This window comes from Rhodococcus sp. NPDC059968 (assembly GCF_042738615.1).
Lineage (GTDB): Bacteria > Actinomycetota > Actinomycetes > Mycobacteriales > Mycobacteriaceae > Rhodococcus_F.
This window is the reverse complement of sequence record NZ_JBHWUE010000039.1, coordinates 46,906-62,339: the sequence shown is the minus strand read 5'-3', so window position 1 is coordinate 62,339 and position 15,434 is coordinate 46,906. Positions and strand designations below refer to the sequence as shown.

The following is a 15,434-nucleotide window of genomic DNA, read 5'->3' as shown; positions in this document are numbered from 1 at the left end:
TCACGCGCCCAGCCTCGGGTGTCAGACAGGAGAAATCGATGACCAACCCGAACGGACTCACCACAGTCGCCGGTGCACCGGTACCCGACAACCAGAACGCCATCACCGCCGGTGCACGCGGTCCGCTACTCCTGCAGGACGTCTGGCTTCTCGAGAAGCTCGCGCACTTCGACCGCGAAGTCATCCCCGAACGTCGCATGCACGCCAAAGGCTCGGCCGCCTTCGGCACCTTCCGCGTCACCCACGACATCACCGCACGCACCAACGCCGCCATATTTTCCGAAGTGGGCAAGCAGACCGAGATCTTCATGCGTTTCTCCACGGTCGCCGGCGAGCGCGGCGCCGCCGACGCCGAACGCGACATCCGCGGATTCGCCGTCCGTTTCTACACCGAGCAAGGGAACTGGGACGTCGTCGGTAACAACACGCCCGTCTTCTTCTTCCGTGACCCCCTCAAATTCCCCGACCTCAACCATGCGGTCAAGCGCGATCCGAAGACCAACCTCCGGTCTGCGGAGAACAACTGGGACTTCTGGACCAATCTCCCGGAGGCGCTGCACCAGATCACCATCGTGATGTCCGACCGCGGCATCCCCGACGGCTACCGGCACATGCACGGATTCGGGTCACACACCTACTCGTTCGTCAACGAGGCCGGGGAACGTTCCTGGGTGAAATTCCACTTCCGTACCCAGCAGGGCATCAAGAACCTCACCGACGAAGAAGCCGCCGTCGTCGTCGCCGGCGACCGCGAGTCGGCGCAGCGCGATCTCTTCAACGCGATCGAGGAGGGCAACCACCCGAGGTGGACCCTTTTCGTGCAGATCATGCCCGAAGCCGACGCCCAGACCTACCGCTACCATCCGTTCGACCTCACCAAGGTGTGGTCCAAGAAGGACTACCCCCTCATCGAGGTCGGCGAACTCGAACTCGATCGCAACCCGGAGAACTACCACGCCGACGTCGAGCAGGCGGCCTTCTCCCCGGCGAACATCGTCCCCGGCATCGGATTCTCGCCGGACCGCATGCTTCAAGGCCGGCTGTTCTCCTACGGCGACGCCGCCCGATACCGGCTCGGCGTCAACCACCACCAGATCCCGGTCAACAGCCCCAGAGGTGCCACCCACGTCAATTCCTTCCACCGTGACGGCAGCATGCGCGTCGACGGCAACCAGGGCAGCGTCCCGAGCATCGAACCGAACTCGCACGGCCGCTTCGCCGACCAGCGCAGTTACGCCGAACCGCCGCTCGAAGTCGGCGTGGTCGCCGACCGGTTCGACTACCGAGCAGACGACGACAACTACTTCGAACAGCCCGGCGACCTCTTCCGCAGCATGAATGCCGAACAGCAGACTGTGCTGTTCGAGAACACCGCCCGTGCCATCACCGGAGCGTCGGCTGCCGTGATCGAGCGCCATATCGCCAACTGCACCCAAGCAGACCCCGCCTATGGCGAAGGCGTGCGAAAGGCGTGTGAATCCCTCGGTGCCTTGTAAGTCGCGGCATCAGCGGGTCCCCTCGGTACCGTGAAGGTGGCGGCGACGCACAGAATCGCGATCGCGAAGCAGGCGATGGTGTACCAGAGATTTCCGATGGGATCGCCATTGCTCGTGACGCCGTCGACAGCGCCGAAATAGCTGGGCAACGCGGTCACCCACAGAACGCCCATCACGGCGAGGTACACCACGCTGTAGACACGGACGAAGTCGTTCGAGTAAATCGGAACGTCGGGCGTCCCCCGTCGAAGCCGCGACCACTGCCGGACCAGGATCGGGATCGCGACGAGCACGATGACGACCAGTTCGATCGCGTAAAGAATTCCCCGGACCGTGGTGCTCTCCATTCCGAGGACCGTCGCCGGGATCGGGAGGATGAACGTTCCCGCCGACGCCAGGAGACCGATCACGATCGTGCGCCACACCAGCTCGAGTCCGGTGAAGTCCCGACCCCGGTCGGCGTAGCGTCCCACGAAGAACTGAACGCACAGGGCCAGCGACATCGGCCACAGGGCCGCGAACACCACCACGCTCGGCAGCGGAACCGAGTCGAACATGGGCTGGTTGACCGGGTTGGTGGTCGACCATTCCCACCACCTCAGCTGCGGTCCGAGCTGGTCGAAGATCTCGTAGAACGCGTGGTGCACGAAGCCCACGCAGATCGCGCCGACGAGTACGCCGTACTTCCGGAAGACGCCGAGCATCCGGACGAGCTCGAAGGCCAGCGTGGCCATCAGCGGATAGATCGCGATGATGTACAGCGGCAGTCGGCCCCACAGGAAGTCCACGGTGAACACGTTGTGCGCGAACATCGTGTCCACGTGTTCTTCGATCCCGAAGGCCGCCGGAAAGTAGAGCGGCGGTTCGATGACGAACAGGTACGCCGTGGCGCCGAACCAGAGCACCAGGTTGGTCGGATCGCCGTTGCGGCGCCAGCGCAGGATCGCGAATACGAGCGCGAGCACCGACCCGACCACGATGGTGAGCTCGAGAACCGGCAGGGTCCAGTTCTCCAGCGCCGACGGGCTGCGGACCTCGACGAGTCCGCCGGCCTCGGCGCACGAGAAGCCGAGCGCTGTCGAGAGTTGCTCGAAGGTGGGTGAGCAGAGGTCGGCCATCAGTTGACCACCGCCGGCACGGGATCGGTCCGGCGTTCGCGCGACTCTGCGGTGTACCAGCGTGTGCAGTCGTAGCCTGCGTCGTATCGGGTGAACCACTCGTCGGCGAGCGCGGGCAGCTTCTCGTGGGTGGGGTCGTGCTTCGGCATCTGACTGCGGACGATGCCGGCGAGGGCGGTGAGCTGTTCACCGCGCGGGAGGTCGTCGAACGCACGCGGCATGACGCCTTTGCTCAGGTAGGGCGCGAACGACGTGAGCAGTTTCTGCTTCGTGCGGTGCGTGGCGAACATCGACATCGAATCGACCTTCCGCTCCTTGATCGGCACGTGCTGGTTGAAGCCGGCGCAGGCGATCCGCATCACCTTCATCACATGTGCGAAGATCGACGGCGCCATCCGTATCCGGTACAGCTCTTCCCCGACAAGGGAATTGAAGATGATCATCGCGGAACTTCGGTGTTCGACCTCCTCGACGAAGTGCCAGATGAACAGGGACGCAACCCGGTCGTCTCCCGGTCGGAAGAGGGTCGCGTCGTTGTCGAGCATCAGTTTGAACACCGGAGTGAAGGTCGCTTCCAGATCCGCCGTGTAGGCGAGTCGGTAGTTCAGAGTGGTCGCCTCGGTCAGGAGGTCGTACTCGCCGATCACCGCGTCCAGGGTGTTCTGAAGCCCCGTGTATCGCTTGATCAGGGCTTTGACGTGCTGGCGATGCGCGGTCGAGTGGTGACCCTCCTGACGCATGAACGCCTGGGCCTCTTCTGCGACCTCGGGATCGGTCATCCGTGGTTTGGCCTGCCTGATCGCCTTGACGATCATCTTCTCGAAGCCGACGGCCAGGAACGAGATCGCATTGGACATGCTCGACCAGGCCGGGTTGTCGGGGTTCCAGAGGAACGGGACGTCCTGCTCGTCGAACGCGAAATCCATCTTTCTGGGGTGCAGGTCGGTCATGTGGAATACCTCGTCTCGTGCGGCATGAGTGGGCTGCAGCTCTGGGTAGGTAACAACATACACATGTTGGTTACATTGTATGATTACGTTTCGGCGAATCCTCCGGAGAGCGTCTGCGAAACAGGACTTCGGGGTGGAGGGAAATGCGTTCGCGGTAACCTCTGAGTCCAGGTCGGGCGGTGAGCCGAGCCTTTGCACGACGTTCGGGCCCACCGGCGCGTTGTGAGAGGTGGGGAAGAGACAGTGGCTGGCAGGCGTGGGTGGGGTGGCAGTCCGCCCGGAAGTGACGAGGAGGCGTCCCGGAGAATCGTCACCGCCGCAGTCGAGCTCATCAGCCGGAAAGATACGGCGATCAGCATCGCCGACGTTGCGGAGTACCTCGGCGTCATCCGGCAGACGGTGTATCGGTACTTTGCCAGCACCGACGCCCTCCTGCGAGCCGCCGCCATCGCCGCCGTCGCCGGATTCCTCGACCGCCTCGCAGAACACCTCGTGGGTATCGAGGATCCGGCAGAGGCTGTGGTCGAGGCCGTGATCTACGCGCTCGACGAAGCGCCCCGCATTCCGCAGCTCGGCATCATGCTGTCCGGCTCTCATTCCCACGCCGAGGGAATCACGTCCAACGAAGCCCTGTCCTTCGGAATGACGATGATCAGACGCTTCGACGTCGACTGGGAGCGGCACGGCTACGACGAGCCGGCCCTGCGCGAGCTCGTAGAATATCAGCTGCGGACGATGCAGTCGTTCTTCATCTCGCCCGGAAACCCGCCGCGTAGCCAGGACGAACTGCGTGCGTATCTGCGACGGTGGGTGGGATCAACTGTCGCCGTCCCGCGCAGTCCCGCCTGGAGACGGGGCGACGCTTGACGGGCCGATCATGGTCGTATCTGCGTCGCGAGGTGGGGATGGTGTCGCCCGTGCAGGCTGGCCATCCGCTGCGAAGGACGGTGGTGCCCCGAAGGCTGTCCGCGGAGTCCTTCCCACTCGGGGAACGTGCCCGGACGGCGACTGGTGAGGTGCCGGGTGTTGCTGGTGAGGTCGATCAGGCACCGGGCGGCGCCCTGCACGGAGAGGTGGTGCCGTCGTGCAACGTCGAGCAGTTCGTCGAACGCCTGGGCATCGCTGTAGCCGCGGCTGGTGATCAGCACTGCCTTCGCGGTGGTCAAGAGTTCACGGTCGGAGGGCCCGCGGCGCCGGTCGAGGAAGCTTCGGGTGGGCCGCACGGGGTTCGGGTTCTCGGATTTCAACATCTGGCACCGTCCTTTGTCTAGGAGATTCCCCCAGGTCGCGATCTCGTAAACGTGCGTACCCGAGTGCTGGTTCATGTGGGCATACGCGTGGGGTTGGGAACCCGATCTCTGGGGAGGCCCGGCTAGGCCACGGTTATGACGACGTTGCCACTCTTGTGTCCGGTGTCGACATACCGATGCGCCTCGACGATGTGTTCCAGGGGATAGCTGCGGTCGATGACGATCCGCAATCTGTCCGCTTCGAGGAGCTTCTTGATGTACGCCAATGCGTCGCTCTTGCGGACGGACATACCGGTGACGACTTTCCTACCGCCTCGGATCGACGTCCAGAGTGATAGAACATTGTTGTTCAGCCCGGATGTGGGTACGTAGCATCCGTGCTCGGTGAGCGAGCCCTTGCATCGAGCGAACGAGTTCCTGCCGACCGCGTCGAAGACGACGTCGTATGCGTCGGTGTTCTCGGTGAAATCCTCTGTGGTGTAGTCGATGACCTTGTCGGCGCCCAGGGACTTCACCATCTGCATGTTGTGCGGACCGCACACGCCGGTGACCTCCGCACCAAAGGACTTGGCGAGTTGCACTGCATAGGTGCCGACGCTGCCGGAGGCGCCGTTGACGAGGACCTTCTGTCCGGTTCGCACCTTCGCCTTGTCCCGGAGGAAGAACAGTGCGGTTGTGGCACCGTCGACGGCGGCGGCGGCCTCTTCGTAGGTCTTGTTGACCGGCTTGAGTGCGAGCGAGGCGGTTTCCGGAAGGCACTTGTACTCGGCGTAGGCGCCGATATCGAAACCGGTGAACCCGAATACCTCATCGCCCGGCTGGAACCGGTGCACATCCTTCCCGACGGCCTCGATCTCTCCGGCAAGCTCCAGACCCAGGGTTCGCAGTTTCCTTCGTGGCCTTCGGAGCCCGAGGATCAACCGGCCCCAGAGCGGCTCGCCCCGGCGCATCTTGCATTCAGCTGTTGTCACCGTCGTCGCGTGGACCTTCACCAGGACTTCGCTGTCCTTGGGCGTCGGTTTCCGGACCTGCGCGAGCTCGAGTACTTCGGGTTCGCCGAACCGGGTGTGGATGATCGCCTTCATCGCGGCCTCCCTCTGCGGCGACCGGGGTAATCACGCCTCGAACACCTCACGGCCAAGCATAGTTCTCCGGCATCCTCGTCGTGGGGTTTGGCCGACGGGCAGGGTGTCGACACCACACCCCTAGGGTGTGTTCTCGCGCACGGCGATCCGCGGGACTGTAGTGGCGTCGGTATATCCGGCTGCCCCTGCCCAGAAGGACCGAGCGTCCCGCCGTCGACCCAGCGGCGCAAGCACCCAGGTTGGTGATTTGATGGAACACGCTGCGCGAGTGAACTACCGAGAGCATCGATCCGATCCGTTCCCGCTGTCTGCGGCACAGCACGGGCTGTGGTTTGCGCAGCAGCTCGCCCCGGACGTCCCGATCTGCATCGCGCAGTACGTCGACATTCGCGGGCCGCTGGACGTCGATCTGTTCCGCGAGGTAGCGCTCGTTGCCGGCCACGAATACGAGTCGGTGTTCCTGCGTCTGGTCGACGTCGACGGTGAGCCGCACCAGGTGGTCGATCCGCCTGCCGATGCGGCCATGGGAATCGTCGACTTCCGCAGTGCATCCGACCCGATGGCCACCGCGGAGGCGTGGATGCAGGAGAACTACACGGCCCGAGTCGATTTCGAGCACGACTATCTGTGCGAATCGTCGCTGTTGCGGGTCGGTGACGAGCGGCACCTCTGGTACAGCAGGATCCACCACGTCGCCCTCGACGGATACGCCGCGATGACGATGGTCAACCGTGTCGCCGCCCTGTATACCGCGGCGGTACAAGGCCTCGAGCTCGAACCGAACCGTGCAGCGGACCTGCACACCCTGCACCGCCTCGAAGGGGACTACCGGGCGTCCCACCGATTCGCGTCCGACCGTGACTACTGGGCCGAACGTCTGCACACACGCACGAACGGCACCTCCCTGACCGACATCGACGCTCCGCCGGCCGCCCACAGCCTGACCGTGCGCACGGCGCTGTCCGCCGGAACCGTCGCGCGGCTCGAGGACACCGACGGCCGGCCGGGCGCGACGGCAGCAGCAGCACTGATCGCCGCCTTCGCCTGCTATCTCTCGCGGCGGACGGGACGGCAGGACGTGCTCGTGGACATTCCGCTGTCCGCACGCACCACCGCTGTACTGCGCCGCTCCGGCGGCATGCTCGCGAACGTTGCGCCTCTGCGGGTGCAGGTCCGATCCGACGACACCGTCGGCGACCTCGTGACCCGGGTCCAGCACGAACTGATGGGAGCGATGCGGCACCAGCGCGGCAACGTCGAGGACATTCTGCGCGATCTGGGTGTGTCCGCCGAGGCCCGCAGGATCTCGGGACCGATGATCAACGTGATGCTCTTCGATCAGGATCTCACGTTCGGGTCGCTTACCGGAGACTTCCGGATCCTCACCACCGGTCCCGTCCCGGACCTGTCCGTCAACGTGTACCGGAGCGGGACTCCGACGTCGACGATTGTCGAGTTCGAGGCGAACCCGTACCGCTACCGCGACGACGACCGGCGGTCGCATCACGCCGGCGTCGTCGGATTGATCGACGAACTGCTCGCCGCAGACCCCGGCACCCCGCTCGCCGTGATCGGGGTGGCGGAGTTGGAGTGCTTGAGTCCGGTGGTGGGTGAGGTGTCGGTGTCGGAGGTGTCGTTGCCGGGGTTGTTGGCGGCGTCGGTGGCGGTGGATCCGGATGCGGTTGCGGTGGTGTGTGGGGATCGGCGTGTGTCGTATCGGGAGTTGGATGAGGTGTCGAATCGGTTGGCGCGGGTGTTGCTCGAGGTGGGGGTGGGCGCCGAGTCGGTGGTGGCTGTGGCGGTGGCGCGGTCGGTCGAGTCGGTGTTGTCGGTGTGGGCGGTGGCGAAGACGGGGGCGGCGTTTTTGCCGGTGGATCCGCAGTATCCGGCGGGGCGTATCGAGCACATGTTGGCGGATTCGGGTGTGGTGGTGGGGGTGACGCTCGCGCATGTCCGGGATCGGTTGCCGGGTTCGGTGCGGTGGGTGGTGCTCGATGACGCGGTGACGGTGTCGCGGCTTGGTGGTGTGTCGGCGGGGGTGGTGACGGATGTGGATCGGGGTGCGCCGGTGCGGGTGGGTCAGGCGGCGTATGTGATTTATACGTCGGGGTCGACGGGTGTGCCGAAGGGTGTGGTGGTGACGCATCGGGGGTTGGCGAATGTGGTGGCTGCGCAGCGTTCGGGTTTCGGGGTGTGTGCGGGGGCTCGGGTGTTGTATTGTGCGTCACCGAGTTTCGATGCGTCGGTGTTCGAGTTGGTGTGGGCGTTGGGGTTGGGTGCGCGGTTGGTGGTGGTTCCGCCGACGGTTTACGGTGGGGAGGAGTTGGCGCGGATTCTGGTGGGGGAGGGTGTGACGCATGCGGTGTTGACGCCGACGGCGTTGTCGTCGGTCGATCCGGCCGGGTTGGGGGCGTTGGGTGCGCTGGTGGTGGCGGGTGAGGCGTGCCCGCCGGAGTTGGTTGCTCGGTGGGCGCCGGGTCGGCGGATGTTCAATGCGTACGGTCCGACGGAGGCGACGATCATGTCGAATGTCAGTGGTGGTTTGGTGGTGGGGGAGCCGGTGACGGTGGGTGGTCCGGTTCGTGGTTTCGGTGAGCTGGTGTTGGATGGGCGGTTGCGGCCGGTGCCGTTCGGGGCGGCGGGGGAGTTGTATTTGTCGGGTCCGGCGCTTGCGCGGGGGTATCGGAATCGGTCCGGGTTGACGGCGGCACGGTTTGTTGCGGATCCGTTCGGTGGGCCGGGGCAGCGGATGTATCGGACGGGGGATGTGGTGCGGTGGCGGCGTTCGGCGGGTGGGCCGGTTCTCGAGTATGTGGGTCGCTCGGATTTTCAGGTCAAGATTCGTGGTTTCCGTGTCGAACTCGGCGAAATCGACGCAGCGCTGACACGGCATCCCCGCGTCGCGTTCGCGGTGACCCTCGGCCGCACCGCCCCGTCCGGGGACACCGTTCTGGTGTCCTACGTCCTGCCGTCCGGTGACGGCGAACCCGATGTCGCCGATATGACCGACCATGTGCGCGGCTTCGTGCCCGCCCACATGGTTCCCGCGACGATCGTGATCCTCGACGAACTGCCGCTCACCCCGGTGGGCAAGCTGGACCGGCAGGCTTTGCCCACCCCGGATTTCGCGATCGTACGCACCGTGTTCCGCGCGTCGAACAACGCGACCGAGCGTGTCGTGGCAGACGTCTTTGCAGAGGTGCTCGGACTCGACCGGGCCGGCCTCGACGACAACTTCTTCGACTTGGGCGGCAATTCGCTGAGCGCGACCCGCGCCGTTGCCCGCATCAATTCCGCTCTGGGCGTCGGCTTGGGTGTCCGGGAGCTGTTCGAGGCGCCGACGGTGGCGGAGCTCGCCGTCCGCGCCGCTACCGCGGATCGCCGCACCGCGGCGCGTCCCGCCCTCACCGGGGGCCCGCGCCCCGACCGGGTGCCGCTGTCCCTCGCGCAGCAGCGGATGTGGATCGTCAACCAGGTCGACACGACCTCGCCCGCCTACAACGTTCCGATCGCGCTGCGCCTGACCGGCGAACTCGACATCGAAGCGCTGCGCGCCGCGTTCGGCGACGTCGTCGAACGGCACGAGCCCCTCCGTACCGTCTATCCCGGGTCCGCAGACGGCCCGCACCAGGTGGTGCTGGCCGCGGATCGGGTGACCCTCGACCTGACCCCGGTCATCGTGGCCGACGAGGCGGCGCTGCGCACCGAGCTGGTGCCTCTGGCGTCGGCCGAATTCAACGTGAGCCGCGACGTCCCGATGCGCATCGCGGTGCTGCGGGTCGGTCCGGACGAGCACGTGGTGGTCCTGGTGCTGCACCATATCGCGGCGGACGGGTCGTCGATGGCGCCGCTTGCCCGCGACGTGATGGTCGCGTACACCGCGCGTACGCACGGACGTCCGCCCGGGTGGGCGCCGATGCCGGTGCAGTACGCGGACTTCGCGCTGTGGCAACGCCGCACCCTCGGCAGCGACACCGACCCGGACTCGCCGATCTCGGCGCAGCTGGACTACTGGCGCCGGACCCTCGACGGGATGCCCGAGCTGCTCGAGCTGCCGACCGACCGCCGGCGCCCACTGCAGCGGTCCGCACAGGGCGCCACCGTGCCGTTCGCGATCAGCGCGGACCTGCACAATAAGCTGTCCGACCTCGCCAGGGGCCACGATTCGACACTGTTCATGGTCGCGCACGCCGCGCTCGCCGTCCTGCTCGGCCGGCTGAGCGGCGAGACGGACCTCGCGGTGGGCACGCCCGTCGCCGGTCGCGGCGACGCGGCACTGGACGAGATGGTCGGAATGTTCGTCAACACCGTGGTGCTGCGGACCCGCGTCGCACCCGAGCGCTCATTCACCGACCTGGTAACCCACGTCCGAGATACCGACCTCGGGGCGTTCGGACACGCGGAGGTGCCATTCGACCGGGTGGTGCAGGCGGTCGACCCGGTGCGATCGACCGCGCACACACCGCTGTTCCAGGTGCTGCTCGAATTCCGGAACACCGAAGAGAGCCGCCTCGAACTGCCCGGGTTGACCGTCGAGGTCGTCGACGCCGGTGTCGAGGTCGCCAAATGCGATCTGTACCTGACCCTGAGTGAGAACCTCGACGGAACCGGCGCGCCCGCCGGAATGTCCGCGGCGTTCGGTTTCGCCACCGACATCCTGGACGCGAGCACCGTGCGCGGTTTCGCGGACCAGTTCGTCCGCATCCTCGACGCGGTCACGGCGTCACCCGACCGCCCGATCGGCGACATCGCCGTGATCGGGGTGGCGGAGTTGGAGTGCTTGAGTCCGGTGGTGGGTGAGGTGTCGGTGTCGGAGGTGTCGTTGCCGGGGTTGTTGGCGGCGTCGGTGGCGGTGGATCCGGATGCGGTTGCGGTGGTGTGTGGGGATCGGCGTGTGTCGTATCGGGAGTTGGATGAGGTGTCGAATCGGTTGGCGCGGGTGTTGCTCGAGGTGGGGGTGGGCGCCGAGTCGGTGGTGGCTGTGGCGGTGGCGCGGTCGGTCGAGTCGGTGTTGTCGGTGTGGGCGGTGGCGAAGACGGGGGCGGCGTTTTTGCCGGTGGATCCGCAGTATCCGGCGGGGCGTATCGAGCACATGTTGGTGGATTCGGGTGTGGTGGTGGGGGTGACGCTCGCGCATGTCCGGGATCGGTTGCCGGGTTCGGTGCGGTGGGTGGTGCTCGATGACGCGGTGACGGTGTCGCGGCTTGGTGGTGTGTCGGCGGGGGTGGTGACGGATGTGGATCGGGGTGCGCCGGTGCGGGTGGGTCAGGCTGCGTATGTGATTTATACGTCGGGGTCGACGGGTGTGCCGAAGGGTGTGGTGGTGACGCATCGGGGGTTGGCGAATGTGGTGGCTGCGCAGCGTTCGGGTTTCGGGGTGTGTGCGGGGGCTCGGGTGTTGCATTGTGCGTCACCGAGTTTCGATGCGTCGGTGTTCGAGTTGGTGTGGGCGTTGGGGATGGGTGCGCGGTTGGTGGTGGTTCCGGCGACGGTTTACGGTGGGGAGGAGTTGGCGCGGATTCTGGTGGGGGAGGGTGTGACGCATGCGGTGTTGACGCCGACGGCGTTGTCGTCGGTCGATCCGGCCGGGTTGGGGGCGTTGGGTGCGCTGGTGGTGGCGGGTGAGGCGTGCCCGCCGGAGTTGGTTGCTCGGTGGGCGCCGGGTCGGCGGATGTTCAATGCGTACGGTCCGACGGAGGCGACGATCATGTCGAATGCCAGTGGTGGTTTGGTGGTGGGGGAGCCGGTGACGGTGGGTGGTCCGGTTCGTGGTTTCGGTGAGCTGGTGTTGGATGGGCGGTTGCGGCCGGTGCCGTTCGGGGCGGCGGGGGAGTTGTATTTGTCGGGTCCGGCGCTTGCGCGGGGGTATCGGAATCGGTCCGGGTTGACGGCGGCACGGTTTGTTGCGGATCCGTTCGGTGGGCCGGGGCAGCGGATGTATCGGACGGGGGATGTGGTGCGGTGGCGGCGTTCGGCGGGTGGGCCGGTGCTCGAGTATGTGGGTCGCTCGGATTTTCAGGTCAAGATTCGTGGTTTCCGTGTCGAACTCGGCGAAATCGAATCGGCTCTCCTCGGATACCCCGGTATCGATCGCGCCGTCGTGAACACCAGCGGCGACCGGTTGGCCGGCTACGTCGTCCCCGCTGCGGGTTCGCTACTGGACACGTCCGCGGTCCTGGCGCACGCCCGTGCGCGGCTGGCCCCGCACATGGTCCCCGCGACCGTGACGGTGCTCGACGCCGTGCCGGTGACCGCGAACGGCAAACTCGACCGCGCCGCCCTGCCGGAGCCGGACTTCACCGCGGCGCGCGCCGCGTACCGGGCACCGCGCAACGCGACCGAGGAGGTTGTGGCCGCCGCGTTCGCCGAGGGGCTCGGACTGGACCGGGTCGGCCTCGACGACAACTACTTCACGCTCGGTGGCACGTCGCTCACCGCGACGAGCGTGATCGCCCAGATCGCCGAATCGTCCGCGCGCGCCGTGCCGGTGCAGTGGATCTTCACCCATCCGACGCCGGAAGCCCTGGCGCACATGATCGCCACGGCGCCGGATGACGCCCGGGCGGAGGATGCCGCCGACCGGTCGCTCGATGTGCTGCTGCCGCTGCGCACCACCGGAACCGGCAGCCCGGTGTTCTGCATCCATCCCGCGATCGGGTTGGCCTGGTGCTTCACCGGACTGGTGCAGTATCTCGGCGACCGTCCCGTGTACGGGCTGCAGTCCCCGGCGCTGACCGACCCGGACCTGCGTGTCGATTCCCTGGAGGATCTCGCCGCTCGGTACGTCCAACGGATCCGCTCGGTGCAACCGCACGGTTCGTATCACCTGGTCGGCTACTCGGTCGGCGGTCAAATCGCCCATGAGATGGCGGTGCAGCTCGCGAATGACGGCGACGAGGTGGCCACCCTCGCGATGCTCGACACACACCTGACCGGAGGATACGGTCACACGACGGAGAAGCCTACCGTCGCAGCGCTTCTGGCGGAGTTCGGCGCGGTGGTCCCGGGTGAGGAGGATGCGGCGGCGACCACGGATCGAGCGGTGGAAGTGCTGCGTCGCACCGGCGGACTGTTCGCAGCTGTGACCGTGGACGACCTCGATGCCGTCCACCGGGTGTTCACCCAGACGGTCGACCTCGCCCTCGCGCACCGTCCGTCGACACCGATCGGTCTAGACCTGCTGTACGTCGGCGCGGCGGATTCGGTGGATGCGCCGACCGGCGTCTCCGCGTGGAGGCCGCACATCAGTGGCGCGATCCTCGAACACGCCGTTCCCGTAACGCACCAGCAGATGACGAGCCCGGAAGCGCTCGCCGGCATCGGCCCCGTCCTCGCACACCACGTGAACCTCGCCGACCGCCGGCTCGCCCTGTCCTAGGCGCTCACGCCCAGGCGGCGCGTACTCGCATCCGGTGGCGAGCGCGCCCGCGCCCCGCCCCGGGCCGCGCGGACGGTCTCATCCGGCCTGAAACGCGTGATCCATCACGAACTCGGCATCGACGGCCGCGCGATTGCCGAACGCGCCGACGTCGGCAATCAGCGCATCACCGATCATGGCCGTCTGGTTGCGCACCCTGAACGGCGTGCACCGGTTCGAACTGCGTCGCGAGATGCTCCTGCCCGGGTCGCGCGTGGCGGACCGGTCGGTGGTCATGCAGATCAGGGGCGGGCCACAGGACCGGTAGTTCCCATGTCCCCACCGGGCGGGGCATGACCACCCGCTCTCGGGTGCCGACCATGGCCGGATCGGCACCCCATCGCTCGTCGCCCGAGATCACCGCCTCGGTGTGAGGCTTGACACATAGTAAGTCTGACATCTAACGTATTTTGTATCACTGTTAAACGTGACAAACGTGCGCTTTCCACCGATCCGGTCATGAGGCGATAGGAGCTCACGTTGGCTCATGTAGTAACTCAATCCTGCTGCAACGACGCGAGTTGCGTCTCGGTGTGCCCCGTCGATTGTATTCATCCGACTCCGAACGAGCCCGGCTACGGTCGCGCGGAGATGCTGTACATCGATCCGGTCGGCTGCATCGACTGCGGCGCATGTATCGATGCGTGTCCGGTCGACGCGATCGTTCCCGACTACGACCTGACTTCGGAAACGTTGCGCTACGAGGAGATCAACGCGGCCTATTACGCCAACCGGAATCAGCCCATCTATGCTGCCGAACCGCCTGTCGCTGCGGTGGTCCAGGTATCAGAACGCGCACTGCTGCGGGTGGCGATCGTCGGGTCCGGGCCGTCCGGCTGCTACGCGGCGGAGAGCCTGTTGTCGCGAAGCGGTCCTGCCGTGGAAGTCTCCTTCTTCGAGAAGCTTGCTACCCCGTTCGGGCTGATCCGATTCGGTGTCGCACCCGATCATCAGGGGACCAAGGCGGTTGCCTCGTTGTTTCAGAAGACGGCGTCGCGGAAGAACGTCGACTTCTACCTGAATGTCGAGGTAGGCGCACACCTGACTCACGACGAGTTGCTCGCACATCATGATGCGGTGATCTACGCGGTCGGCGCCCCTGCTGATTGCGCATTGGGGATTCCCGGCGAGGACCTGCCCGGAAGTCATTCGGCAACGGAATTCGTGGCGTGGTACAACGGTCATCCCGATCACGCGCACCGTCCCTTCGACTTGTCGGGCGAGCGTGCAGTCATCATCGGAAACGGCAATGTCGCGTTGGATGTGGCCCGAGTGCTCGTTGCGAGTGCGGCCGAGCTGTCGAAGACCGATATCGCCGGGCATGCATTGGAAGCGTTGTCGGTGAGCAGGATCGAGGAAGTGTTCGTGGTCGGGCGGAGAGGTCCGGCGCAAGCGGCGTATTCGACTCCGGAGTTGCTTGCGCTCGGCTACCTTTCCGGCGTGAATGTCGCGGCGGAACCTGGCGACGTGGCGCGGGAGGCGTCGACGCCGTCGTCACCCGGTGGGCACCCCGGCTCGATCGGCGCGATGAAATCGAGGATCGTCGCGGAGTTTGCGACTGCCTCGGCCGCGCCGGGAGGAAAACGTATTACGTTGCGCTATCTGCTTTCTCCGGTGGAGGTGCTGGGACGCGACCGGGTGGAGGGGATCCGCCTGATCCGCAACGAGCTGGTTCCGGATCAGGAGGGCCACTCGAGGGCGGTGGCGACGAGTGTGGTCGAGGACATCGACTGCGGCCTGGTCCTTCGGTCGGTGGGGTACCGGGGGATCCCGGTCGCAGGAATCCCTGTCTCGGGCGCACGATCCACGATGCCGAACGACGGAGGCCGTGTGCTGGATCCGAACTCGGGGAGTCCGATGCCCGGTGTGTATACCGTCGGTGGATCAAACGCGGTCCCTCCGGTGTCATCGGAACCAACAAGGCCTGTGCCGCCGAAACGGTCGACAAACTCGTCGACGACTTTCATGGCGGTCGATTGACGGCACCCTGGGGCGGTCGGCAGGAGCTCCGCAGACTGGTCGCGGATCGAAGGCCCGAGTGCATCGACTACGACGGATGGAAAGCGATCGACGCGTACGAGCGGCGGCTCGGCAGGGAGTAGTGCCGGCCGCGTGTGA

General features: G+C 66.1%; 8 protein-coding genes and 1 pseudogene. 4 read left to right on the top strand and 5 right to left on the bottom strand.

Annotation, left to right across the window (positions count from 1 at the left end):
* Nucleotides 1–38 precede the first annotated feature (38 nt).
* On the top strand, nt 39–1,496 hold the full coding sequence (locus ACFWAY_RS27690; protein ID WP_378512889.1) for a catalase: 1,458 nt from the start codon (nt 39–41) through the stop codon (nt 1,494–1,496).
* Here ACFWAY_RS27690 and ACFWAY_RS27685 read toward each other — a convergent pair.
* A complete protein-coding gene (locus ACFWAY_RS27685; protein WP_378512888.1) occupies nt 1,448–2,614 on the bottom strand; it encodes a hypothetical protein in 1,167 nt (388 codons plus the stop codon). The two genes, ACFWAY_RS27690 and ACFWAY_RS27685, sit on opposite strands and share 49 nt — an antisense overlap.
* Nucleotides 2,614–3,564 carry a metal-dependent hydrolase gene (locus tag ACFWAY_RS27680; RefSeq protein ID WP_378512887.1) on the bottom strand — a complete coding sequence of 317 codons (951 nt, stop codon included), beginning with the start codon at nt 3,562–3,564 and terminating at the stop codon, nt 2,614–2,616. Before ACFWAY_RS27680 ends, ACFWAY_RS27685 begins: the two co-directional genes overlap by 1 nt.
* Nucleotides 3,565–3,807: 243 nt before the next feature.
* Here ACFWAY_RS27680 and ACFWAY_RS27675 point away from each other — a divergent pair, with 243 nt between their 5' ends.
* Nucleotides 3,808–4,431, top strand: coding sequence for a TetR/AcrR family transcriptional regulator (locus tag ACFWAY_RS27675; protein ID WP_378457980.1), 624 nt, complete (start codon nt 3,808–3,810; stop codon nt 4,429–4,431).
* Nucleotides 4,432–4,439: 8 nt separating this feature from the next.
* Here ACFWAY_RS27675 and ACFWAY_RS27670 read toward each other — a convergent pair whose 3' ends face one another.
* Together ACFWAY_RS27670 and ACFWAY_RS27665 are read right to left on the bottom strand one after the other, a co-directional pair.
* Complete coding sequence (locus tag ACFWAY_RS27670) at nt 4,440–4,814, bottom strand: ANTAR domain-containing protein (protein ID WP_378457981.1); 375 nt, start codon at nt 4,812–4,814, stop codon at nt 4,440–4,442.
* A 122-nt stretch (nt 4,815–4,936) separates the two neighbouring features.
* Nucleotides 4,937–5,899, bottom strand: coding sequence for an NAD(P)-dependent alcohol dehydrogenase (locus ACFWAY_RS27665; protein ID WP_378457982.1), 963 nt, complete (start codon nt 5,897–5,899; stop codon nt 4,937–4,939).
* A 268-nt stretch (nt 5,900–6,167) separates the two neighbouring features.
* Here ACFWAY_RS27665 and ACFWAY_RS27660 point away from each other — a divergent pair, with 268 nt between their 5' ends.
* Nucleotides 6,168–13,277 carry an amino acid adenylation domain-containing protein gene (locus ACFWAY_RS27660; protein WP_378512886.1) on the top strand — a complete coding sequence of 2,370 codons (7,110 nt, stop codon included), beginning with the start codon at nt 6,168–6,170 and terminating at the stop codon, nt 13,275–13,277.
* A 78-nt stretch (nt 13,278–13,355) separates the two neighbouring features.
* On the opposite strand, the gene ACFWAY_RS27655 is transcribed toward ACFWAY_RS27660, so the two are convergent.
* Nucleotides 13,356–13,553, bottom strand: a complete 198-nt coding sequence (locus ACFWAY_RS27655; protein WP_378457771.1) for a hypothetical protein — start codon at nt 13,551–13,553, stop codon at nt 13,356–13,358.
* A 243-nt stretch (nt 13,554–13,796) separates the two neighbouring features.
* On the opposite strand from ACFWAY_RS27655, the pseudogene ACFWAY_RS27650 reads away from it, so the two are divergent.
* Nucleotides 13,797–15,415 (top strand): annotated as a pseudogene (locus ACFWAY_RS27650) (FAD-dependent oxidoreductase); the annotation flags it as partial.
* Between the last annotated feature and the right edge of the window lie 19 nt (nt 15,416–15,434).